A 23,669-nucleotide genomic window follows, 5' to 3' on the forward strand; every position below is an offset into this window, starting at 1 on the left:
CGCGGAGTCCGGCGCCGTGGCTCACCACTGCGGGTGGATCGCCGCCCGCAGGTCGCTGTCGTAGACCTCGCGCACGACACGGTCGAACGCGTCGACGTCGAAGCCGGCGTCCAGGAGCGCGCCGGCGGCCGCGTTGGCCTGCGCCTGCCGCACGTTGCGGGCGCCGGGGATGACGCTGGTCACGCCGGGCTGCGACGCGATCCATGCCAGAGACGCGGCGGGCAGCGAGACGCCGTCGGGAAGGGCTGCCGCCAGTTCGGCGGCAGCGGCGATCCCGGTCTCGAAGTCGACGCCCGAGAACGTCTCGCCGCGGTCGAACGCCTCGCCGTGCCGGTTGTAGGTGCGGTGGTCGTCGGCGGCGAACGTCGTCTGGGCGGTGTACCTGCCCGACAGCAGGCCCGAGGCCAGCGGAACCCGCGCGAACACGGCGACGCCTGCGGCCTCGGCCGCCGGCAGCACCTCGTCGAGCGGCTTCAGACGGAACGGGTTGAAGATGATCTGCACGTTGCTCACGTGCGGCCGGGCGATCGCCGCGAGCGCCTGCGCGCACGTCTCGACCGACACGCCGTAGGCGGCGATCGCGCCGTCGGCCACGAGCGCGTCGAGGGCGTCGTACGTGGCGTCGTCCTCGATGACCGCCGTCGGCGGGCAGTGCAGCTGCACCAGGTCGAGCGTGTCGACGCCCAGGTCGGCGCGGGACCGGTCGGTCCAGGCGCGGAAGTTCTCGGGTGTGTAGTTGGCGGGCTCCTGCGCCAGGCGCCTGCCCATCTTCGTCGCGACCGTGATGCCGTGCTCGCCGCGCGTGGCGAGGAACCGGCCGATGATCGACTCGCTGCGGCCGTCGCCGTACACGTCGGCGGTGTCGAAGAGCGTGACGCCCTGATCCGCGGATGCCGCCAGCACCGCCGTCGCGTCGTCCTCGCTGACCGCGCCCCAGTCGGCGCCGAGCTGCCAGGTGCCCAGGCCGATCGCCGAGACCGAACGGCCGGTGCGGCCGAGTGCGCGCTGCTGCATGAGGATCCTCCGAGACGGGGTGGGGAAGGACACCAGCTTCCCACGGCGCCCAGGGTCGCGGCGCCGTCAGGGGCCGATGATCACCGGGGTTCCGAGGGGAAGTTCGGCGAGCTTCGTGATCGCCGCCGGGTCGACGCGGAGGCATCCGTTCGAGATCTGCCCGGAATGGTCGTCGTGGTAGTGGAAGGCGGCGATCGCGACATCCGCTCCCCCGAAGCCGTCGAGGGTCGGCGACTGCACCGACAGGTAGACGATCGGGTACCCGCGCGTGTACGGATACTCCGGCGCCACCCTGGTCGTCATGATGAACGCCCGCCCGAGCGGGGTCGGCGTCCGCTCCGTGCCCCACGCGAAGTCCGTCGCGACCCGCTCGACGACGCCCGCCCGAACGATGTCGATCGTGCGCGCCGAGATGCTGACCACGACACTGGCGTCGGTGGGTGCGAGGTCGACATCGGATCTGCGCAGCCACCCGGTGACCTGCGCCGACGTGCCCTGCGAGGGGACCGCCTGTCGCCCCGTGAGCAGCACCTTGACCCAGTGCGTCTGCTCCTCCACCACCGGCACGGCGGTGCCGTCGTAGAGGAACTCGTGCGGCAGATAGGCGACCGGCTCTCCGGTGGGGTCCGCCCACACCGGTGCGCCGATCCCCCGCGCCACCGCATGCTCGGGCAGCGGCGCCGTGAACGCATCGTCGTCGACCGGCAGCGCCGGGATCACCGCGAAGACGTTGACCTGCGGCAGCGTCGAGACGTCGTACGCCGCCGTGTCGGGCGGGAACCCCGTGAGCGTCGGGGTGGGCGTGGGACGCGGAGTCGGCGTGACGGTGACGCTGGACGAGGACGACGGAGCGGATGCCTCCGTCGCCGGTGGCCGCAGCAGCCACGCCGCCACGATCCCGCCGACGACCAGGATCGCGGCAGCGAGCGCGATGAGCGCCCACCCGCGCGCGCGACGCCTCGGCGCCGTGGCACGACCCGGCGCCTCAGCCGGCGCGACCGACGCCGCGTCGTCTGTTGCGGCATCCCGCATTCCCCCATGGTCTGCCGCGAGGCGGGATGCCGCAACCGGCCGTCGCGGCCGGCCACGGACGGCTCAGAGTCGGGCAGCCCGGCGGCGGGACCGGGCGAGCACGCGGAGGGCGAGGTCGCACGCGGTCGCGAACGCGATGGTGGCGACGTACACGCCGAGGTCGCGCGCGTCGAACACCGTGCCGAGGACGAGCATCACCGGGGCGAACTGCGCTCCCCACGCCAGCGGCAGACCCGTGAGCTGGAACAGCTCGACGCCCGCGCACCACGCCGCGGCGATCGCCCCCACGGCGAGCACCGGAAGACGCGGGGCGATCAGCACCACCGCGAGATACGCTGCGACGGCGTACAGCGCGTCGCCCGCGATATCGGTGGCCGCGGTGTCGGGGAGCGCGACGTGCACGAGGAGTCCGGCGCCCACCGTGGCGACCAGCAGCGCCGCCGCGACGATGCGCCGGGTGCGCGGCCGCCCCGCCCGTGGCGGATCGACCTCGGTGGTCGTCCCCGGCTCGGCGCGCGTGAAACCCATGCGTTCAGTCTCACGCACGCCGAGCACGACGGCGTGCGGTCAGGCGCGGGTCCCGCCCGCGGGCTCCAACCAGAAGTCGTTCGACGCGGATCCGTCCGGGCGCGTGCTCTCCTGGAACACGAACTCCAGTCCGCGCTCGTCGAACGCGGCGAACCACTGATCCCAGGTGACGGCCGTGAGGTCTTCGACGTCGCTGCCGAAGTCGAAGTCGATGCGCAGGTCGCCGACGTCCCCGCCGTCCGCTGCGGCGCCGACGGTCGCCGGGGAGGCATGCCGGTCGTCGGCCCACCGACGGATCACCTCGTGGTCGGTGGTCGTCGTGTGCTCCACCGGCTCCTGCGGGGCGGTGTCGTCGCCGCGCTGCGCATCCCCTCCGCCGTGGTCGCGACGCACGCCCGCGACCCTCTCCTCGGCACCCGCGGAACGTTCCGGGATCGTGGGCTGACCCGGCGTCGTGGGCTGGCCCGGTGTCGTGGGTTGCTCCGGCGTCGAGGGCTGCCCGGGGGTCGTGGGCTGTTCCGGGATGCCGGTGTGGCCTGTGTCGGTCATGGCGTCCTCCTTCTGCTCCACCCAGCCTGCGGCGGGAGGGACGTCGAGAGGAGGGGCTTGCCAGCGGACGGCCCGCGCGCTAGCGCTCAGTCCCGGCCGGTGCCGATCTGCGCGGCCATGAGCGTGACGAGCTCGTACAGCACGTGGCTCGCGGCGATGCCGGTGAGCTGTGCGTGGTCGTAGGCGGGCGACACCTCGACCACGTCGGCGCCGACGACATTCAGATCGCTCAGGGCTCGCAGCATCCGAAGCAGTTCCCGGCTCGTCATGCCGCCTGCCTCGGGGGTTCCGGTACCGGGTGCGTGCGCGGGGTCGAGCACGTCGATGTCGATCGAGATGTACAGCGGCTTGTCGCCGATGCGGCGGCGCATGCGCGCGATCGACGCCTCGAGGCCCTGCTCCTCGATGTCGACGCTCGACACGATCGAGAAGCCCAGCTTCTCGTCGTCGACGAGGTCCTGCTTGGAGTACAGCGGGCCGCGCGTGCCGACGTGACAGCTCGCGGTGAGGTCGATGAGCCCCTCCTCGCTCGCCCGGCGGAACGGCGTGCCGTGCGTGATGGGCGCCCCGAAGTAGGTGTCCCACGTGTCGAGGTGCGCGTCGAAGTGCAGCACCGCGACCGGGCCGTGCTTCTTGTTCACGGCACGCAGCAGCGGCAGAGCGATGGTGTGGTCGCCGCCGACCGTGACGATCCGCTCGACGCGCTCCCCCAGCGCCGTCGCGGCCGTCTCGATGTCGGCCACGGCCTCGCCGATGTCGAACGGGTTGACCGGGATGTCGCCCGCGTCCACGACCTGGGCCGCCGCGAACGGCGACACGTCCTGGGCGGGGTTGTAGGGCCGCAGCAGGCGCGACGACTCGCGCACGTGCGACGGGCCGAAGCGCGCGCCCGGGCGGTAGCTCACTCCTGTGTCGAACGGGATGCCGACGATCGCGATGTCGGCGCTCGGCACGTCTTCGATGCGCGGCAGCCGCGCGAAGGTCGCGATGCCGGAGTAGCGGGGGTTGGCGGACGCGTCGACGGGGCCGACGGGCGTGTGGCGGTCGGTCATGACTCACCTCTCGGGGATGACTGCGGGATGTGGATGAGCTGCACGCCGCCCGCCGCGACCGCGGCGACCAGTGCGGGCTCGATGTCTTCGTGGCGCTCGACGCGGCGGCCGGTCGCGCCGAACGCGTTCGCGAGGGCGACCCAGTCGGGCTGGACCAGGTCGACGCCGATGGGACGGATGCCGCGATCGACCTCGTTCTGCTTGATCTCGGCGTACCCTCCGTTGTCGACGCACACGACGGTGAGGTCGAGGCGCTGCTCGACGGCGGTGGCCAGCTCGTTGACGCAGAACATCAGCGCACCGTCGCCGACGACGGCGACGACGTGGCGGCCGCCCCTGGGCTGGGCGACGCGCGCACCGATCGCGGCGGGAAGCCCGTACCCGAGCGTCGCGTACGTGGGCGTGTACAGCAGCGAGTGCGGGCGCGACTGGCGCAGCACGTTCGCAAGCGCCATGTAGACGATCTGCGACGAGTCGCCCGCGACGATCGCGTCGTGCGGCAGCGCGCCGGCGATCGCCTCGGCCAGCGCGACGGTCTCGGGGAGGACGGCGACGGTCTCGGCCGCGATCGCGGCGCGCTCGGAGGCGAGATCGGGGGTGCGCCGCGGGGCTTCGGGCAACCCCGCGAGCAGTTCCTCGACGACGGCGGTGCAGTCGCCCACGATGCCGACCGTGGCCTCGAGGTTCTTGTGCAGCTGCGCGGCGGAGATGTCCACGCGCACCACGGATCCCCGGGCTTCGAGGGTCGGGGCCCACAGCTCCGCTTCGCCGAGCTTGGATCCGAGCACGAGGAGCACATCGGCGTCTTCCGCCACCCGGCGGGCGGCCTCGATCCGGAGGTTGGAACCGAGCGACAGCGGGTGATGCTCGTCGACGGTCGCCTTGCCGTTGAGCGTCGTGACCACGGGCGCGCCCAGCCGCTCCGCGAGCGCGGTGACCGCACGACCGGCGCGGGTGGCCCCGCCCCCGGCGACGATCACGGAGCGCTGCGCCGCCTGGAGCAGTGCCACCGCCTCCCGAACGGCCGCCGCGGCGCCGCGCGCCGGCGCGGGTGCGGGGCGCGCCGCTCGAGCGGCCGCGGGGACGTCGGCGGGAGCCTCCAGCACGTCGAGCGGGATCTCGATGTGCACGGGCCGCGGACGCCCGGTGCGGAACAGTGCGAAGGCGTCGTGCACCGCGTCGACGGCATCCGTCGCGCTCGTCACGCGACGCGACCACTCGGCGATCGCGCCGACCATCGCGGTCGCGTCCTTCGTCTCGTGCAGCGTGCCGACGTCGCGGAACTCGGACCCGAGGGCCACGCCCGGCGAGATCACCAGCAGCGGCCGCGACTCGCAGAAGGCCGTGCCGATCGCGCTCATGGCGTTCTGCAGACCGGGGCCCGATGTCGTGATGACGACCCCCGGCAGACCGGTCTGCTGCGCCCAGCCGTCGGCCCCGTACCCCGAGCCCTGCTCGTGCCGGTTGGTGATCGCGCGGATGCCGAGATCTGCGAGCGGCCGGTAGAGCTCGAGGTTGTGGGTGCCCGGGATGCCGAACACCGCGGTCACGCCGTAGTTGCGTACGGTCTCGAGCACGGCCCGGCCGGCCGTGTCGGCGTACGGCGCCGCGACGTCGGACGTGCTCATGGCGCCAGCACCTCGGCGCGCACCGCCGCGTACCGTCGCTCGCCGCCGACCCACGTCTCGAGGACCGGGATCTGGGAGATCTCGCCGACGTCGACCGCCAGCGGATCGGTGCCGAGCACCGCGAAGTCGGCGTACTTGCCGGCCTCGAGCGAGCCCAGGTCGTCCTCACGGCCGAGCGAGACGGCGCCTTCGTACGTGTGGGCGCGCAGCGCGGCATCCGCCGACACCCGGAGGGAGTCCGGCCCGAGCTTGTGCCCGCGACGCGTGACGCGGGTCACCGCTGTCTGGATGGCCTCCAGCGGGATGGGTTCGGCCACCGGCGCATCGGACGAGATCGTGAAGGGCACGCCTGCGGCCTCGAACTCGCCGAGAGGGTTGAACCGCTCCCCCGGCGTGCCGATCGCCTGCTCGACGCCCTCGCCCCAGTTGAAGTAGTGCTGGGTCTGGTTCACCGGACGGATGCCGGCCGCCGCCATGCGCCGGATCTGCTCGGGCGTCGGCAGCCCGCAGTGCTCGATGCGGTGGCGGGCGTCGTCGTCGGGGTTCTCGGCGAGAGCCGCCTCGATCGCCGACACGACCATCTCGATCGCCGTCGGCGACTGCGCGTGCGTGGCGGTCTGGAGGCCTGCGGCGTGGGCCTTGCGGATGAGCTCGGCGTACTCGGCGGGCTCGTGGTAGAGCTGCCCGGTGCGGCACGGGTCGCCGACGTAGCCGTCGGGGAAGTACGCCGTCCAGCCGCCCAGCGTGCCGTCGGCGTACAGCTTGATGCCGGCGAAGCTCAGGTGGGCGTTGCCGAACTGGCCGACCAGCCCCATCTCGAGCGCCTCGTCGAGCAGGTGCGACAGCAGGTACATCGACACCCGCAGCTCCAGGCGACCTGCCTCGGCGAGCCGCAGGTACATGTCGAACTCGCGGCGCGACACCTGCGCGTCGCCGATCGTCGTCACTCCCCCGGCGAGGAACCGCTGCGTCGCCACATCCAGCTGCCGCAGGTGCTCCTCCGGCTCGTCGGCGAGGTGGAAGTTCGGGCCGTGGTGGCCGATCTTCACGCCGTGGACGCCCGTGAGCATGTTGCACGCGGCATCCGAGATCTCGCCGGTGAGCTCGCCGTCCTCGTCGCGGAAGATCTCGCCGCCCTCGGGGTTCGGGGTGTCGCGGTCGACGCCGTTGATCTCGAACGTGTACGAGTTCACGACACCGCCGTGCCCCGACGCGTTCATGAGGTACACCTCGCGGTCGGTCGCGACCTCGTCGAGCTCGAAACGGGACGGATGCCGCTGCTCGGCGAGGTTGCGGTGCTCGTAGCCGTAGCCGCGCACCGGACGCCCCGCCGGCAGCTCGGCGGCGGCTGCCTTCAGCAGCGCGACGATCTCGGGGATGCTGCCGGCCTTCTCGGGACCGCAGTCGACCCACGTCATGAGCTGGCCGTACATGAGCGGGTGGGCGTGCGCGTCGACGAAGCCTGGCACGATGACCGCGTCGCCGAGGTCGACGACCTCGGGATCGAGGCGGAGGGCGGCTGCGGCATCCTGACACTCTTGCGCCGTGCCGATCGCGACGATCCGGCCGCGGTCGGTCAGCATCGCCGTGGCGGTGCTGCCCTGCGCGTCGACGGTGTGGATGGCGCCGGCGGTCACCAGACGCGGGGCCTGCTGCGCGGGGCGGTCGAAGGGGGCGAGCTTTCTCATGGCTTCCTCACGAAGGTGTGGTGCGGGCCGGACGGGCGCAGGGCGCGGCCGTCCGGCCCGGGCGGATCAGATGGTGCGAGCCGCGGTGGTGTCGGTGCGCGGAGTGAAGGAGTCCGTCACCGGCGCCTCGTCGGAGTGCTGCGGCGCGAGCCAGGTGCAGATGCCGGCGAGCGCGGCCATGCCGACGAACATCGCGATGACCGACCAGACGCTGCCCGTCCAGGCGATGAGCATGGTCGCGAACCAGGGCGAGAAGCCGGCCCAGATCGCCGCACCGACGCCGTACGACAGGGCGATCGACGTGTAGCGCGCCTGCGGGCGGAACATCTGCGCCAGGATCGCCGCGATCGGCGCGTAGGTGGCGCTCATCGCGATGCGCACCAGCGAGGCGAGCAGGAAGATGACGGGCTCGATCTTGCCCGGCAGCACCAGCATGAACGGCACGAACGTGAGTACCGAGGTCACCAGGCCGATGTACATGATGTTCTTGCGGCCCCACTTGTCGCCGAGCCACGCGACCGGCAGCGTGACGACGAACTCGATGAACGAGGCGATCGTCATCGCGTCGAGGATGAGCTGCGGGCTCATGCTGATCGGCTCGCCGGTCGCGTACGAGGTCGCGAACGTGGTCGCCAGGTAGTAGCCGCCGGTCGAGATCGGCAGCAGGCCGATGCCGAGGAGGATCGGCTTCCAGTTGACCCGCAGCGCGAACGCGAGCGGCATGGCCTGCTTGCGGCCTTCCACCTTCTGCTCGAAGACCGGGGACTCCTCGACGCGGTAGCGCACCCAGAAGCCGACGGCGACCAGCACGATCGACAGCAGGAACGGGATGCGCCATCCGCCGTTCATGATGAAGTCGTCGCCGAAGCGCGACATGATCGCGAACACACCGGAAGCCAGCAGCGCGCCGGCCGGGTTGCCCAGCTGCGTGAAGCCGCCGTAGAAGGTCTTCTTGCCCGCCGGAGCGTGCTCGACGCTCATCAGCACCGCGCCGCCCCACTCGCCGCCCACCGCGAGGCCCTGCAGGGCGCGCAGCAGGATGAGGAGGATCGGCGCCATGATGCCGATCGCCGCGTACGTGGGGAGGCATCCGACCAGCACGGTCGACACGCCCATCAGCAGCAGTGTGATCACGAGCGACACGCGGCGGCCGAGCTTGTCGCCGATGTGGCCGAAGATGATGCCGCCCAGCGGCCGGACCAGGAACGCCACCGCGAACGTGGCGAACGCGGCCGCGGTCTCGGCCAGCGGGTCGCCGCTCGGGAAGAAGAGCGGTCCGAACACGAGTGCGGCGGCCGTCGCATAGACGTAGAAGTCGTACCACTCGATGGTGGTTCCCACGAACGCGGCGATGCCTGCGCGCCGCGCCCTGCTGGTGGTGGAATTCATGACCGCTCCTTTGCGGGAAATGTCGGGATGCGAAGGATGCTAGGGACGACGGATGCCGCGACGCAAGGGCAGAACTCCAGCGCATCGCACTTTCGACTGGCGTTCTGCAGCGAGGAGCCGACAGAATCTCCAGTCGCGTCACGCAGGATTGGTTATACACTCGATTTCTGTGCACCATGACGTGCGTTCCCCGGAAAATCGGCGAATCGAGGGTCTGTGATGGATTTCGACGCGGAGCTCATCCGCGAGCTGCAGGTCGACGGCCGTGCGAGCATCCACTCCCTCGCCGGACGACTCGGCCAATCGCGCGCCGCGGTCTCGACACGCCTGAACGCGATGCTCACCGACGGCACCGTGCGCGTCGTCGCCGCCGTCGACCCGGTCTTCCTCGGACAGCACGTGCTCGCCCATGTGTCGATCCGCACCCACGACGGCGTGGAGCCGGTTGCGCAGCATCTGCGCGGCCTCAGCGAGACGGTGCTCGTCTCGGCCGTGGGCGGAGCCTACGACCTCGTCACCGAGGTGCGGCTCGGGTCGATGCCCGCGCTGCACGAGCTGCTGGCGCAGATCCGCGCCCTGCCCGGCGTCGCCGACATCAACACCCTCATCTACACCGACGTGGTCAAGGGGTTCTTCGTGTCGGAGTACCACGGCGACATCACGATCGACGCGATCGACACCGCGCTCATCGAGCAGCTGCAGCGCGACGGCCGCACGAGCTACCGCGCCCTGGGCGAGGCGGTGCGGCTGTCGCCGTCGGCCGTGACCACGCGGGTGCAGCGGCTCATCGATGCCGGCGTCATCAAGATCAGCGCGGTCGAGGCGCGCGGGCTCGCGCACCGTCAGCTGTCGATGGGGGTCGGGCTCAATCTCGCCGGTGCGGACGACCGCCTCACCGAGGCGCTGCGCACGTGGCGGGGCGTCGACTTCGCGGCCCGCACCCTCGGGCGCTTCGACGTCGTCACGACGCTCGTCGAGCCGTCCGCAGGTGCGCTCTACGCGAGCCTCGAGCGGATCCGGGCGATCCCGGGCGTGGCCCACATCGAGGCGTGGTTCCACCTCGCGGTGCTCAAGGAGGACTATGCCCGCACGCTGCGCTCGGCGGGCGGCGGCATCCCGCAGCCCATCGGCTCGGCCGGTGGCTGAGCCGATGGGCTGCGGTGCGAGCGGCTACGCGCCGCCGGCGAGGTCGATGCGGACGAGCTCCCACGCGGGGACGTCCAACACGCCGGCCGCGTCGAGGGCGGCGACCGCGCCGTTCGCGACGCGATAGGCCACGCCGGGCACGTGCGTGGCGTTGAGCACGACGAGCTCGCGCACGCCCGTCAGGTCGAGCTCGGCCACGCCCGACTCGTAGTCGATCACCAGGAGCACATCATCGCGTCGCGACTGCACGACCGGGTAGCCGCGATGCGGAAGGCCGACCTCGATCCGGCCGTCGAGGAGGAGTTCGCGCAGCGAGCGCCACTGCGCGAGCCGCTCGGCGATCGTCCGGCAGTGCTCCTCGGTGAGGGTCGACAGTGGCATCGAGACCTGCGGCACGCCGAAGTACCCCGCCAGCAGCTGGCGCACCACCGCGTCGGCCCCCATCTCGGGCGCCCACATGATGGGGTCGGCGTGCACGATCTGCTCGCGCGTCATGAGCCGGAGGTCGACCACCGAGCGCCGGTTGCGGTCCGCGTCGGCCGGGCAGTCGTCCGCGCGCACGACGTCCGCGAACGCCGCGACCGTCGGTGACACGTACGGCTGACGGAACTCGATCAGCGCGCCCGGGCGCACGACGTCGACGGCATCCGCCACGCCGCGCAGCAGCTCGACCATCGCGAACCCGACGTCGTCGATGTCGCCCGTGGACGGCGTGCCCGCGTAGATCGACGCGTTGTTGAGGAAGTCGATCTTCAGCCCGTCGAGCCCGTAGTCGCGCATGAGCCGCTCGCACGTGCCGACGACGTAGTCGCGGACCTCGCGGTGACGCGGATCGAGCACCCATGCCCGCAGCCCGTCGGAGTACTCGCTCGCGAACGGCGCCAGCCGCGCGAACGCCTCGCTCTGCTCGCCCACCAGCAGCGGCGCGATCCACAGCACGGCCTCGAGGCCCCGCGCCTGTGCACGGGCCACGAAGTCGGCGAGGTCGGGGAACTTGTCGGTGTCGGGCACCCAGTCGCCGCACCCGGCGTACCAGCGGCCATCGCCGTACCGCTGCCAGCCGTCGTCGAGGAAGACCGAGCCGAAGCCGAGCTCCGCCGCGATCGGCAGGTCGCGCGAGACGATCTCGTCCGAGATGCGCTGCGAGTAGGCGTACCACGTCGAGTACACCGGCTCGAGAGCAGCAGACGACGCGGGACGCGCGGGCGTACCCGCGTAGAGCGCGTCGGCCACCGTCCGCAGCGCCCGCGCGTAGGGGGCGGCATCCGTCACCACCACCACATCGAGTTCCGCGGTGCGACGGGCGATCCGCTCGTCGATCGGGAGGCGCACGACGAAGTTCTTGTCCTCCTCCGAGACGCCGAACTGCAGCTCCCCCTCGCCGACGGTCCAGTCGACCCCGAAGGACAGGTGCGACGCGCCGTCGGCGTCGTAGAGCACTCCCACGGGCGCCGAGCGGATCGAGCTGAACGCGTCGGTGCCGAGCCAGTCGGCCGGAAGGCCGCGATACGTCCCGAGCGCCGGGAACCAATAGCCGGCGGCATCCCCGAGCGGAGCCTGCAGGATCACCTGCCCGCCTTCGCGGATGGCGAGCCGGATCCGACGGACGTCGCCGTCGTCGACGATCTGCAGCACGCTGCAGCCGCCGCCGGTGCCGACGCGGATTCCGCGGGTCAGCTCGGTCCATTCGACCGAGGAGAGCTGGTGGTCTTCGAGTAGCACGAACGGGACTCCTATTGCTTGACAGCGCCGGCGAGGATGCCGGCGACGAAATGACGCTGCAGGAACAGGAACAGCACCAGGATCGGCAGCACCGACAGGAGGGTTCCCGTCATGAGCTGTCCGTAGTCGGTGGTGCCGATGCCCTGCAACGACGCGAGCGAGACGGGGATGGTGAAGGATTCGGGCGTGCGCAGCACGACCAGGGGGTAGACGAACTCGTTCCACTGCGCGAGGAAGAGGAAGATCGCGAGCGCTGCCAGAGCCGGACGCACGGTCGGCAGCACGATCCGCGAGAACACGCGGAACTCCCCCGCCCCGTCGACGCGGGCCGCCTGCAGCAGCTCGTCGGGCACCGCCTGCATCGTCTGACGCATCAGGAAGATGCCGAACGGCAGCGCGAGGCTGGGCAGGATCAGCGCCTGATAGGTATCGAGCCAGCCGAGGCCCACCATGATCTGGAACAGCGGCACGAGGGTCACCTGCGACGGCAGCGCCAGGGTCACCAGCACCGCGGCGAACATGACGTTCTTGCCCCAGAACTCGAATTTCGCGAAGGCGTACCCGGCCGCCGTGCAGACCACCAGGCCCAACAGCGTGTAGATGGATGCCACCAGCACCGAGTTCGCCATCGCGCGGCCGAACAGGGTGTCGGAGAACAGGCCCGCGAGGTTGTCGAAGAACGCCGGCCCCGGCAGCAGGTTCGGCGGCGTCGCGAAGATCTCGCTCGAAGGGTAGGTGCTCGCGACGATCAGCCAGTAGAACGGCAGCAGCATGAGCACCGCGCCGGCGGCGATCGCGGTGGTGAGCACGAGCGACTTGGTGCGCCGGGCGCGCACGCCGATGAGCGCGTCGGTCATCGCTTCTTCTCCTTCGGGGACTTCTCTCGGAAGAGACGGAACTGGATGAGCGAGATCACCGCGATGATGAGCGTCAGCGCGTACCCGATGGCCGAGGCGTACCCGAAGTCGAAGTAGCGGAAGCCGTTCTGGTACAGGTACATGCCCACGGTGAGCGTGGCGTTGTCGGGCCCGCCGTTGGTGAGCACGTAGGGCTCATCGAAGAGCTGGAGGGTGCCGATGGTGGACAGGATCACGGTCAGCAGCAGCGCGGGACGAAGGCCCGGGATGGTGACGTTCCAGAATCGCTGCCACGCCGACGCGCCGTCGACCTGCGCGGCCTCATACAGCTCGCCCGGGATCGACTGCAGCTGCGCGAGGTAGATGATCGCACTCTGCCCCGTGTAGTGCCACGTCATGGCGATGACGATCGAGATCTTCGCCCAGAACGGGTCGATGAGCCATGGGATCGGGCCGATCCCGACATAGCCGAGGACCTGGTTGACGAACCCGGGACCGGAGTTGAACAGCGCGCTGAAGAGGATGCCGTAGGCGACCAGGCCCATGACGATCGGCACGAAGTACGCCATGCGGAAGAAGGCGCGGGCCTTGAGCAGCAGCGAATTGAATGCCACGGCGAGCACGACGGCCAGGCCCAGCATGAGCGGCACCTGCACGACGAGGATGATCGCCGTGTTGCCCAGCGCCGTGTAGAACAGCGGGTCGCGCAGCAGCCGCAGGTAGTTGTCGGCGCCGACGAAGGTGATCACGCCGCCGATGTTGGAGGTGAGGCTCGTCCAGAACGCCGACAGGTACGGGTACAGCTTGAAGGCGAGGAAGAGCAGGACCGTGGGGGCCAGGAAGAGGTACGGGGTGATGCGGGGGTGGCCGCCTGTCGCCCGCCGGCGGCGGCGCCGCGGCGGTGTCAGGTCGGCCCGCCCGGTGGACGGGTTCGCGAGAGCGGTGTCGAGCACGGAGTTCATATCACGTCGATCCGGTGAGTCGTGGGGGTGCGCTGGCGCTCACGCCGGCGCACCCCTCTCGAATCGGTCGGCTCAGTCGGCCAGCTTGCGCCCGGTCTGCTGGGCGACCTGGTCGGCGGCCTCGTCCATCGCCTTCTGCGGGTCTGCACCCGAGAGGAGGACCCGCGTCTGCGCGTCGGTGTACGCCTTCAGCGCACGGGCGTAGTCGCTGGTGTAGTTCACGACGGGCGTGTCCTGCGCGAGCTCGGCGATGAAGATCGCGTTGGGCGACTGACCGTTGAAGTAGTCGCTCGGTGCGGCGAAGCCGTCGGACTCGAGCATCGGCTTGAAGCCGGGGAACATGCCGCCGCCTTCGTAGACGAGCTTCTGGCCCTCGAGCGTGCCGAGCGCGAAGTTCACGAACTCCCACGCCGTCTTCTGGTTCTTGCTCGCGGTCGGGATCGACAGGTAGGTGCCGCCGTTGACCGCGGCGGTGATGCCGCCGGTCTCGACAGCCGGAGGCAGGCGCACGCCCCAGTTGCCGGCCATGTCGGGCGCCTCGTTCTCCATCACGCCGGCCATCCAGCCGCCGGCGGGCATGATCGCGACGTCGTTCTCGCCGCGCAGCTGAGCCAGCAACGCGTCCCAGCTGCCCTGCACGTCGGCGACGATGCCCAGGTCGTTGGCGCGCTTGATGATGTCGAGGGAGTTCACGCCCGCCTCGCCGTTCATCGTGATGTCGCCCTTCTCGTCGAAGTAGAACGAGCCCTGCAGCGCGGTGAGCAGCTGCCACAGTCCGGCCGAGTCGGCCTCGGTGGCGGCCTTGTCGACGGCGAACAGCGGGACGCCGGTCTTCTCCTTGATCGTCACGCCCGCGTCGAGCAGCTGGTCCCACGTCTCGATCGAGTCGATGTCGATGCCGGCCTGCTCGAAGACGTCGGAGCGGTAGAAGAACCCGGTGGCGTTCACCTCGTAGGGGATGCCGTAGACCGCGCCGTCCGCACCGGAACCGCTCTTCCAGGCGCCGGAGGGGAACTCCGTGGCCAGCGAGTCCGCGCCGAAGTCGCGGAGGTCGACGAGCTGACCGGGGAACTTCTCGACGTAGTTGCCCATGTAGTCGATGCCGATGTTGAGCACGTCGGGCAGCCCCTGGCCGCCGGCGGCCATGCCCGTGGTGATCTTCTCCCAGATGGCGGGGTTGCCCACGTCCTGGACGTCGATCTCGACATCAGGGTGCAGCTTCTGGAACGCCGGGATCGCCGCCTTCAGGCCGTCGCCGGGTGCGTTCCAGGTCCAGACGGTGATCTTGCCCGAGACGTCCTCGTTCTGAGCGGCGCCGTCCGTGCCGGTCGAGCATCCGGCGAGCGCCACCACGGTGGCCGCTGCGGCGGCGGTCGCCGCGATGCGCAACGCGCCCTTCCTCTGGGTGAACCTCATTGTTCGCTGTCCTTTCCTGTTCTGGTGCAGGTCACGCGTCATCCGCGACATCGAGACCGTAGCATAGGCTCGGTATATATGCAGTACATTTCTGCAAGTTTGCAATGGAGGAAACATGACCGCCGACCTGTTCCACCTACGCGCCGCGGGCGTCAGCGTCGTGGTCGAGAGCACGCCGACAGCGCTCCCCCGCGTCCTCTACTGGGGCGAGTCGCTGGGCGACCTGGACGACGACGGGCTCACCGCGATCGCAGCGCTGACGCGTGGGGTGCGGGTGGGCAACGAGCTCGACGTGCCGCAGACCGTCGGCGTGCTCGCCGAGCCGCGCCAGGCCTGGATGGGCCCGCAGGGTCTGTCGGGTCATCGGATCGACGGCACCGCGGCGTTTCCCGACTTCGCGACGGTGAGCACGATCCGCGAGGAACCGCTGGGCCCCGTCGTCGCCGAGCGGCTCATCGCCACCGGCGTCGATGCCGGTGCCGGGCTGACCCTCCGTATGGAGATCGAACTGCTCGCCTCCGGTCTCGTGCGCACCCGAGCCGGCGTCCGCAACGACGGCGACACCCCCTACGTCGTCGAGGGCCTCGATCTCGCCCTGCCCGTCCCCGGCCGGGCCGACGAGCTGCTCGACTTCTCGGGCCGCCACAACGGCGAGCGCCGTCCGCAGCGCTCCGCCCTCGTCGACGGCACGCACCTTCGCGAGGCGCGACGCGGCCGGACCGGACAGGATGCCGCCACTCTGCTGGTCGCCGGCACTCCCGGCTTCGGCACCGAGCGCGGAGAGGTGTGGGCCGTGCACGTCGCGTGGTCGGGCAACCAGCGCATGTGGGCCCACCGCTCCAACGGCGGCCGCATCGCCCTCGGCGGCGGCGAGCTGCTGCTGCCGGGCGAGCTGGAGCTCTCCCCCGGCGCTGCATACGACGGGCCCTGGCTCTACGCGAGCTACGGGAACGGGCTGGACGAGGCATCCGCTCGCATCCACCGGGCCCTCCGTGCGCGACCCGGGCACCCCGCCGTCGGGCGCCCGGTGACGCTCAACACGTGGGAGGCGGTGTACTTCGACCACCGGATCGAGCCGCTGGCCGAGCTCGCCCAACTCGCCGCGGCCACCGGCGTGGAGCGCTTCGTGCTCGACGACGGGTGGTTCGGCTCCCGCCGCCACGACCGGGCGGGCCTCGGTGACTGGACGGTGTCGGCCGAGGTGTGGCCCGACGGGCTCGGGCCGCTCGTGGAGCGGGTGCGGGCCCTGGGCATGCAGTTCGGCATCTGGTTCGAGCCCGAGATGGTCAACCCCGACTCGGACCTCGCTCGGCAGCATCCGGAGTGGATCCTCTCTCCCCTGCACCGTGACGCTCCGCTGGCGCGGCAGCAGCTCGTGCTCAATGTCGGCCACCCGGACGCCTACGCGTATCTGCGCGACCACATCGTCGCGGTGGTGGCCGAGCACCGCATCGACTACATCAAGTGGGACCACAACCGGGACCTCGTCGAACCGCTGGACCGCACCACCGGCCGCGCGGGCGTCCACGCGCAGACGGCGGCGGTGTACCGCCTCATGGACGACGTGCGCGCGGCGTGCCCGTGGCTGGAGATCGAGTCATGCTCGGCCGGCGGTGGACGCATCGACCTCGGCGTGGTCGAGCACACCGACCGGTTCTGGACGAGTGATTCCAACGACCCGCTGGAGCGGCAGCGCATCCAGCGCGGCACCAGCCTGCTGATGCCGCCGGAGCTCCTCGGCTCGCACGTCGGCGCCGCGCGTGCCCACACGTCCGGCCGCACCGCGTCGCTGGCCTACCGTGCCATCACCGCGATGATCGGGAGCTTCGGCATCGAGTGGGATCTGCGCGAGGCCTCCGCCGACGAGCTCGCCGAGCTGCGGGCGTGGATCGCCGAGTTCGTGCGGGTGCGGACGCTCATCGAGCGCGGCACGCTGTTGCGCCTGGAGACCCAGCCTGCCCTGGTCGCGCAGACCGTCGTCGCCGACGATCGCACCCACGCGCTCGTGACGATCGCGTCCATCGACACCCCGACGCACCTTCCCGGGCCGGCCGTGCGCCTGCGCGGGCTGGACCCGCAGCGCCGGTACCTCGTGCGGCGCGTGCAGCCGGCGGCATCCGTCGACCCGACCGTGACCCGCGCGCAGCCGGACTGGTGGTCGCGGGAGAGCGTGGTGCCGGGTTCGGTGCTCATGGCCGTGGGCCTGCACGCGCCGATCCTGCGCCCCCAGGAGGCGGGACTCGTCGAGCTCATCGCACAGGATGCCTCGGCATGACCGGGCTGCGGATCGAGACCGACGATGCCGCCCTGGCGGAGATGTTCGACTGGGCCGTGACCACGGCGCGCGGCTTCGTCGTGGCCGACGGCACGAAGGGCCCGCTCGATGTGAGCGAGGCCGACGCGCCGCCGTACCGCCAGGCCGAGTACCGCGCGTCGTACCACGCCGGGTACCGCCATCGCAGCGGCTACTACCTGCGCGACTTCGCCCACCAGGCGCTCGGTGCGCACCTGCTCGGGCTGCAGGCGGAGAACCGGGCGATGCTCGACTCGTTCGTGCGCACCGCGACACCCGAGCACGGCGGCTGGCCGGTGTGGGCGCTGAACTTCGACCGCGTCACCCCGCTGTCGATCGACTACCGCGGTCCCGACCGGTTCGTGCGGGAGCTGCCGGCGGCGTTCGAGCTCGTGGAGCTCATCCACGTGCTGTACCGCTGGACGGGCGACCGCGGGCTGCTCGACCACCGCGCGCACTGGCGTCAAGCGGTCGATGCCTTCGTGGCGGAGCGCGATCACACGCTGCCCAACGGCGTCGCCGAAGCACAGGGTCCGGGCATCTTCGACGGCGCCGCGAGCTACAACGAGCGCCCCGGTGAGCACCTGCTCGAGGCGGGCGACGGCTTCGCCGCGCAGTACGCGGCCTTGCGGCACGCCGCCGCCCTCGAAGCGGCCGGCGATCCCGACGGCGGCGAAGGCACACGGTTCGCCGCGTGTGCCGCGGCCCTCGCCGCGGAGTTCCGCGACCGGTGGAGCCGGCCGCAGGGGCGGTCCTCCGACCGCGCCTTGACCGGATTCGCCGCGCTCGACGGACTCGTGTCGGCGTACCTGGCATCGGGCGAACCGGTGACCGGGTGGCTGCGGGAGGGGACGTGGTTCCTGCCGCTGAAGGGGCTGCTCACCGCGGGCGACCCGCGGCGCGACGGGCTGCTGGATGCCATCGACGCCGCGTCGCGGCATCCGCAGCTCGCCCCGACCAACATCGAGGCGCTCTCCTACCTGCCCGACGTGTTCCTCCGTCACGGGCGTCCCGACACGGCGGACGAATGGATGCGGCTCCTCTACGCCCGGCGCGACGACGCGCACGAGGTGCCCCAGCAAGGCCGCAACGGCACCTACCCCGAGCTGTCGTTCACCCTCGTCGGGCAGATCGCCGCCGGGTTCCTCGGCCTCGAGCCCGACGCGGCGGCGATGCACCTCACCACCCGGCCCGCGCCGCCGTCGTCGGTGGGGCGCCTCGCGGTGCACGGCGTGCCGTTCGGCGACGGCACGATCGACGTCGGCTGGGAGCGCGGCGGGGCGCACTGGGTCGAGAATCGCACGCCGCTGACGCTGGTGTGGCACCCCGAACCGCGCACGGGCGCGGCGTTCCACGACCCGCACCTCGGTGAGGACGCGGCGTCCGCCGCAGTGCTGGTCCAGCCGGGTCAGCGTCGGAGCACGGGCGCCGCGGCGGCGCGCTAGCCGACGCGGACGGGGCCGGTCGAGCCTCGCAGGCGCAGCTCCGGGTCGATGAGGGCCTCGGAGGTCTGCACGCTGCTGTTCTGGATCATCGTCAGCAGCGTTCGCACGCAGCTGCCCGCGATGCGCTCGACCGGCTGACGGACCGTGGTCAGCGGCGGCGCGGTGAAGTCGAGCAGGTACGAGTCGTCGTAGCCGATCACCGACAGGTCGCGCGGTACCTCGACCCCGCGCCGGGCGGCGCCCGTGATCACGCCGAGGGCCATGTCGTCGCTGGAGGCCACGATCGCGGTCACCCCGAGCGGCAGCAGGTCGTCGACGGCGTGCCGGCCGCCGTCGACGCTGTAGTGCTGACGCACCACGTAGTCCTCGGCGTCGGTGAGGCCGCGCGCGTCCATCGCCTCGAGGAACCCCTCGAGGCGACGGTCGGCGGGTGTGTTGCCCGCGGGACCGGCGCACATGCCGATGCGGCGGTGGCCCAGGTCGTACAGGTGGGCGACCGAGATCTCGGCGGCGTGCCAGTCGTCGGTCGAGATGACCGGCATGGTGCTGTCGGGGAAGCCGCCGTTCACGCTCACGTACGGGATGCCGCGGCTCTCCAGCAGCTGATGCGCCGCGGGGTCGGCGTTGCGCACGGTGTTGCTGGCCGAGAGGAAGACGGCGGCTGCGATCCCGGCATCCAGCAGCGGCTCGATGTAGTCGCGCTCGATCGCCGAACCCGGCATCACCGAGCAGACGTAACCGCGCAGGCCCCGCAGCGTCAGCTCGCTCTCGAGCGCGTTGCACAGCGCCGAGAACACGGGGGTGCGCAGGCCGGGCACGAGGATGAGCACGATCTCGCCCTTGCTGGGGCGCTCGTAGCCGACCTCCTGCAGCGCCCGCTCGACCTGCTCGCGCGTGGACGCGGACACGCCGTACTTGCGGTTGAGCACGCGGCTGACGGTCGCCTCGCTCACCCCCGCGATCGCCGCGACCTCGGCCAGCCTCACCGTTCCGGCGGGCGAGCGGGTGCGGCGCACGGCCGCGGAGGTCCCGTTCGTTTCGGGCTGCGCTTCGCTCATGAGCCCATTCTGGCCTGAGCGCGGGGGCACGAAGGCGTTCCCCGGGCGATCGTCGTGTCGCGCCCCGGGAAACGCCTCGAGCGCGGCGTCACTCGGGATCGTTGCCGGATTCGCGACCCATGCGGAACGGCGTATCCACTCCGGCGTAGGCGAGGTGGGTCATGAGCCCCTCCGACGCGTGCGGCAGGTTGTGGCAGTGGTCCATCCAGATACCCGGGTTGTCGGCGACGAACGCGACCTCGTACGACTCGCCGTGCTCGACGTTCAGCGAGTCCACCCACCACGGGCTGCCGGTCGCCGCCACCCCGTCGCGCGAGAGCACCAGCAGGTGGTGGCCGTGCAGGTGCATCGGGTGCACCTCGCCGCTGTTGTTGGCGATGCGCATCACCACGACGTCGCCCTCCTCGACCATGTACATCGGAACGTCGGGAAGGATGCCGCCGTTGATCGTCCACCAGAAACCGGGGCGCCCGTCGAGGAAGCCGGGAAGACGGCCGATGTCGTAGTCGAACCGGCGGTCGGGGGCGTCCGGGTCGAACCCGACGTCGGCGGGGGTGCCGTACGAGAGCAGGTCCACGGCCGCCCGCGGCGGCGACGACGTCGGCGCCGCGGCGCCGTCCGGGCCGATCACGAGCGAGACCCCCGGCCACTGCACGCGCACGGCGCCGGTCGCGGGCACGCGGACCTCGAGGTCGGCGCGACCGCCGGCGGTCAGCGTCACCGCTTGGCCGTCGACGGGCGTCGGGCCGGTGAGCTCGGTGCCGTCCACCGCGAGCACCCGGAACGTCGACCCGGTCACCCACGCCGAGGTGGGCGTGCTGTCGGTGTTGATCATCCGCACCCGCACGAGGCGCCCAGGCTCGACCTCCTGCCGCACCTCCCCGGTGGCGCCGTTGACGGTGCGCTTCCCGCCCGGGTAGGTGTGGATCGCGGCGACCGCATCGGATGCAGCCCCCTCGGCGCCGGACTCGGCCGGAGCGTCCGTCGACGCCGCGGCCGCGGCATCCGTGTCCGCCGCCGGCTCGAGGATCAGCGCGCCGAACAGACCGCCCACCACCTGCGGGTGCGAGGCCTGGTGCGAGTGGTACCAGAACGTGCCGACCTGCTCGGCGACGAAGCGGTAGGTGAAGGTCTCGCCGGGCATCACCGCGTCCTGCGTGACGCCGGCCACGCCGTCCATCGCGTTGGGCACGTCGACGCCGTGCCAGTGCGCGGTCACGCCGGCCGGCACGTCCTCGTTGCGCAGCACGACCTCCACGAGCTGACCCTGCCGGGCGCGGATCGTCGGCCCCGGCGTCTGGCCGTTGAGCGTGAACCCGTCGAATCGCCCACCCCCGTCGAGCGTCACCTGCTCGGCGCGCGCGACGAGTTCGACGTGCACGTCCGCAGGCCGATCCGGGTCGACGGCGAGCTCTGTGACGCTGATCGCCTCGGCGGCCGCCGTGCTCCCCGCTGCCGCTGCCCCGTGCCCGTGGCCGAGCGCCGATGCGGGCGCCCCGGGTCCGCCGCCGTAATCGGGCGTACCCATGTCCATCGCGGAATACGTACCGGGCAGCACGCTCCCCCACCACGCCCAGCCGACGAGCACCAGCGCGATCGCGGCGACGACGACCGCGAGCCGGCGGGCGAACCACGCCCACCGGCCCGACGCAGGCGCCGTCCTAGACGGCAGCACGCTCGGCGACCGAGGCGACGGCGTCGGCCTGCCCGGCGACGCGGCGCTTCGAGGCGTTGAGCCCGGCCAGCAGCGCCGTGGTGAACAGCAGTAGCGCGTTCACGCCGTGCAGGAACCCCAGCAGCGGGATGCTGTGGCCGAACAGTCCGAGCGTCACCTGCACGACGACGAGGGCGAGCACGCCCCCGGCGAACGCGATGCCGTGGGGCACCTTGGCGAAGAACGAGAAGATCAGCAGGAGCAGCGCGAGCGTCGGGATGACGAACATGCCGTTCATGCCATGGATCATGAAGCCCATCACCTCGGGGAACGGCGGCGGACCGTCGGCGGCCGACGCGTCGATGACTCCGCCTTCCGAGAGGAAGACGTCGAGTCCGGCCGACGCCCACGCGTGGGAGGCGGCCTGCAGCGCGACGAGCGCGCAGATGAGGAATGAGACGATGCGGTATGCGATGCGCATGGGGGTGCTCCTTGGTGTCGGATTCAACGACACTCCAGAGCCTGCGACCCGCAGGGTGATACATCCCGGGTTTGGAGGTATCGGCGCGCGGGTCGGGCCGAGGCCGGATCAGACCGGCTGCTGGGCCCACAGGTCGGGGCCGAACACCTCGTAGTGGATGCGCTCGGACGGTCTGAAGGTGCTCGAGGACGAAGGCCTGAACCTCGGCGAGACCGTGCAGGTCGGCACACGAGGGCGCCCGCCGGTTCGTCACCGCGCACCGCTGCCGGCTGCAGCTGTCGCACGCTCCTGCCTCCCGGGTGTGACCGTCCCGCTCCCCGGGCGGTTCGGGCGATCGCCTCGGAGCGATAGCGTCGGTAGCGCGGATGACGCGTCCGCGCGGAGGGAAGGCTCGGATGGAACAGTTCGACACGATCGTGGTGGGCGCCGGTGTCGCGGGGCTCACGGCGGCACGCCTGCTCTCCGGCGCCGGTCGGCGCGTCGTGGTGCTCGAGGCCCGCGACCGCGTCGGCGGAAGGGTGTCGACGGACCGCCGCCACCCGGGCCTCGCCACCGACATGGGAGCGTCGTGGATCCACGGCATCACCGGCTCCCCCGTCGCCGCCGCCGCCGAGGCGTTCGGCATGCGCACCGTCGAGTTCACCGTGGGCGGCTACCAGCCCGACAGCCGCCCCATCGCGTACTACGCCCCCGACGGCAGCCGGCTCCCGGATGCCGCCGCCCAGGCGTACATCGCCGACATCCACGCCGTCGACGCCACACTGCGCGAGATCATCGCCGGCTCCGCGCCCGACGCCTCCTACCGTGACGTCACCGAGGAGGCGCTCGCCGCGCAGGGGTGGGACGCGGAGCGCACCGAGCGCGTGCGGGAGTACCTGGAGCACCGGTCGGAGGAGCAGTACGGCGCCTGGATCGACGATCTCGCCGCGCACGGGCTCGACGACGACGCGATCGACGGCGACGAGGTCGTCTTCCCCGACGGTTACGACCGCCTGCCGCGACGGCTCGCCGAGGGGCTCGACATCCGCCTCACGCATGTCGTGGAACGCGTGCAGTGGTCGGCGGACGGTGTCGTCGTGACGACCGACCACGGCGCGTTCGCCGCCGGCACCGCCGTGGTGACCGTTCCGGTAGGGGTCCTGCAATCCGGTGACTTCGCGATCGAGCCGGCGCTGCCCGAACCGGTCGCCGGCGCGCTCGACCGGCTCGCGATGAACGCATTCGAGAAGGTCTTCCTGCGCTTCCCGACGAAGTTCTGGGACGACGGGGTGTACGCCGTCCGGCAGCAGGGCCCGGAGAGCCGCTGGTGGCATTCGTGGTACGACCTGACGGCGCTGCACGACGCCCCGACGCTGCTGACGTTCGCCGCGGGTCCGGCGGCAGAGGCCACGCGCGATTGGACCGAGGAGCAGATCGTGGAGTCGATCCTCGTTCAGCTGCGCCGGCTGTACGGCGACCGCGTCGAGAAGCCGACGCGCGTGCACGTCACCGACTGGCAGGACGACCCGTGGTCGCTCGGTTCGTACGCCTACATGACGGTCGGCTCCACGACCGCCGACCACGACGACCTGGCGACGCCGATCGGCGGGGTGCTGCACCTCGCCGGCGAGGCGACGTGGACCGACGACCCGGCGACGGTGCCCGCAGCGATGTTCTCGGGGCATCGGGCCGCCTGCCGCGTGCTCGGCCGCGCGGTGCCGATCGAGGGCGCGTGGGAAGAGGCATCCGCTCCCCCCGCCTCGTGACGACGTCGTC

Annotated in this window: 19 protein-coding genes; 4 read left to right on the forward strand and 15 right to left on the reverse strand. The window is 71.5% G+C overall.

The features are described 5' to 3' along the window. Positions 1–21 precede the first annotated feature (21 nt). The 8 genes from AC1DDU_RS18525 to AC1DDU_RS18560 all read right to left on the reverse strand — a co-directional run bounded on the left by AC1DDU_RS18525 (position 22) and on the right by AC1DDU_RS18560 (position 8,880). A complete protein-coding gene (locus AC1DDU_RS18525; protein WP_477436689.1) occupies positions 22–1,014 on the reverse strand; it encodes an aldo/keto reductase in 993 nt (330 codons plus the stop codon). Between the two features lie 66 nt (positions 1,015–1,080). Continuing rightward, entirely contained in the window at positions 1,081–2,046 is a 966-nt protein-coding gene (locus AC1DDU_RS18530) for a L,D-transpeptidase (RefSeq protein WP_477436691.1), read from the reverse strand. 63 nt (positions 2,047–2,109) lie between these two features. Beyond that, on the reverse strand, positions 2,110–2,574 hold the full coding sequence (locus AC1DDU_RS18535; RefSeq protein WP_477436693.1) for a DUF2809 domain-containing protein: 465 nt from the start codon (positions 2,572–2,574) through the stop codon (positions 2,110–2,112). Positions 2,575–2,613: 39 nt separating this feature from the next. Then, a complete protein-coding gene (locus AC1DDU_RS18540; RefSeq protein ID WP_477436695.1) occupies positions 2,614–3,123 on the reverse strand; it encodes a hypothetical protein in 510 nt (169 codons plus the stop codon). 86 nt (positions 3,124–3,209) lie between these two features. Continuing rightward, the gene (gene speB, locus AC1DDU_RS18545; protein WP_477436697.1) at positions 3,210–4,175 is read right to left on the reverse strand and encodes an agmatinase; all 966 of its coding nucleotides are present in this window, start codon (positions 4,173–4,175) and stop codon (positions 3,210–3,212) included. Beyond that, a complete protein-coding gene (locus tag AC1DDU_RS18550) occupies positions 4,172–5,803 on the reverse strand; it encodes a thiamine pyrophosphate-binding protein (protein ID WP_477436699.1) in 1,632 nt (543 codons plus the stop codon). Before AC1DDU_RS18550 ends, speB begins: the two co-directional genes overlap by 4 nt. Next, positions 5,800–7,491 (reverse strand): amidohydrolase, encoded by a 1,692-nt coding sequence (locus tag AC1DDU_RS18555; RefSeq protein ID WP_477436701.1) that lies wholly within the window; start codon positions 7,489–7,491, stop codon positions 5,800–5,802. The genes AC1DDU_RS18550 and AC1DDU_RS18555 overlap by 4 nt, the downstream gene beginning before the upstream one ends. A gap of 66 nt (positions 7,492–7,557) precedes the next feature. After that, positions 7,558–8,880, reverse strand: coding sequence for an MFS transporter (locus AC1DDU_RS18560; protein ID WP_477436703.1), 1,323 nt, complete (start codon positions 8,878–8,880; stop codon positions 7,558–7,560). A gap of 219 nt (positions 8,881–9,099) precedes the next feature. On the opposite strand from AC1DDU_RS18560, the gene AC1DDU_RS18565 reads away from it, so the two are divergent. Further along, the gene (locus tag AC1DDU_RS18565) at positions 9,100–10,026 is read left to right on the forward strand and encodes an Lrp/AsnC family transcriptional regulator (protein ID WP_477436705.1); all 927 of its coding nucleotides are present in this window, start codon (positions 9,100–9,102) and stop codon (positions 10,024–10,026) included. A 24-nt stretch (positions 10,027–10,050) separates the two neighbouring features. On the opposite strand, the gene AC1DDU_RS18570 is transcribed toward AC1DDU_RS18565, so the two are convergent. From AC1DDU_RS18570 to AC1DDU_RS18585, 4 genes are all read right to left on the reverse strand, one after another. Beyond that, positions 10,051–11,748: a glycoside hydrolase family 36 protein gene (locus AC1DDU_RS18570; RefSeq protein ID WP_477436707.1), complete on the reverse strand. Its 1,698-nt coding sequence runs from the start codon at positions 11,746–11,748 to the stop codon at positions 10,051–10,053. An 11-nt stretch (positions 11,749–11,759) separates the two neighbouring features. After that, positions 11,760–12,605 carry a carbohydrate ABC transporter permease gene (locus tag AC1DDU_RS18575; RefSeq protein ID WP_477436709.1) on the reverse strand — a complete coding sequence of 282 codons (846 nt, stop codon included), beginning with the start codon at positions 12,603–12,605 and terminating at the stop codon, positions 11,760–11,762. Then, positions 12,602–13,567: a carbohydrate ABC transporter permease gene (locus AC1DDU_RS18580; RefSeq protein WP_477436711.1), complete on the reverse strand. Its 966-nt coding sequence runs from the start codon at positions 13,565–13,567 to the stop codon at positions 12,602–12,604. The genes AC1DDU_RS18575 and AC1DDU_RS18580 overlap by 4 nt, the downstream gene beginning before the upstream one ends. Positions 13,568–13,639: 72 nt before the next feature. Beyond that, complete coding sequence (locus tag AC1DDU_RS18585) at positions 13,640–14,983, reverse strand: ABC transporter substrate-binding protein (protein ID WP_477436713.1); 1,344 nt, start codon at positions 14,981–14,983, stop codon at positions 13,640–13,642. A 115-nt stretch (positions 14,984–15,098) separates the two neighbouring features. Here AC1DDU_RS18585 and AC1DDU_RS18590 point away from each other — a divergent pair, with 115 nt between their 5' ends. Both AC1DDU_RS18590 and AC1DDU_RS18595 read left to right on the forward strand, forming a co-directional pair. Next, entirely contained in the window at positions 15,099–17,258 is a 2,160-nt protein-coding gene (locus AC1DDU_RS18590) for an alpha-galactosidase (protein ID WP_477436715.1), read from the forward strand. Next, positions 17,255–18,721 (forward strand): hypothetical protein, encoded by a 1,467-nt coding sequence (locus AC1DDU_RS18595; protein ID WP_477436717.1) that lies wholly within the window; start codon positions 17,255–17,257, stop codon positions 18,719–18,721. Before AC1DDU_RS18590 ends, AC1DDU_RS18595 begins: the two co-directional genes overlap by 4 nt. Here AC1DDU_RS18595 and AC1DDU_RS18600 read toward each other — a convergent pair. The 3 genes from AC1DDU_RS18600 to AC1DDU_RS18610 all read right to left on the reverse strand — a co-directional run bounded on the left by AC1DDU_RS18600 (position 18,718) and on the right by AC1DDU_RS18610 (position 21,914). After that, positions 18,718–19,779, reverse strand: a complete 1,062-nt coding sequence (locus tag AC1DDU_RS18600) for a LacI family DNA-binding transcriptional regulator (RefSeq protein WP_477436719.1) — start codon at positions 19,777–19,779, stop codon at positions 18,718–18,720. The two genes, AC1DDU_RS18595 and AC1DDU_RS18600, sit on opposite strands and share 4 nt — an antisense overlap. Before the next feature lie 88 nt (positions 19,780–19,867). Next, a complete protein-coding gene (locus tag AC1DDU_RS18605) occupies positions 19,868–21,454 on the reverse strand; it encodes a multicopper oxidase family protein (protein WP_477436721.1) in 1,587 nt (528 codons plus the stop codon). Further along, positions 21,441–21,914, reverse strand: coding sequence for a hypothetical protein (locus tag AC1DDU_RS18610; protein WP_477436723.1), 474 nt, complete (start codon positions 21,912–21,914; stop codon positions 21,441–21,443). The genes AC1DDU_RS18605 and AC1DDU_RS18610 overlap by 14 nt, the downstream gene beginning before the upstream one ends. A 395-nt stretch (positions 21,915–22,309) precedes the next feature. On the opposite strand from AC1DDU_RS18610, the gene AC1DDU_RS18615 reads away from it, so the two are divergent. Further along, positions 22,310–23,659 carry a flavin monoamine oxidase family protein gene (locus AC1DDU_RS18615; protein ID WP_477436725.1) on the forward strand — a complete coding sequence of 450 codons (1,350 nt, stop codon included), beginning with the start codon at positions 22,310–22,312 and terminating at the stop codon, positions 23,657–23,659. Positions 23,660–23,669 lie beyond the last annotated feature (10 nt).

This window comes from Microbacterium sp. 05T445 (assembly GCF_056395865.1).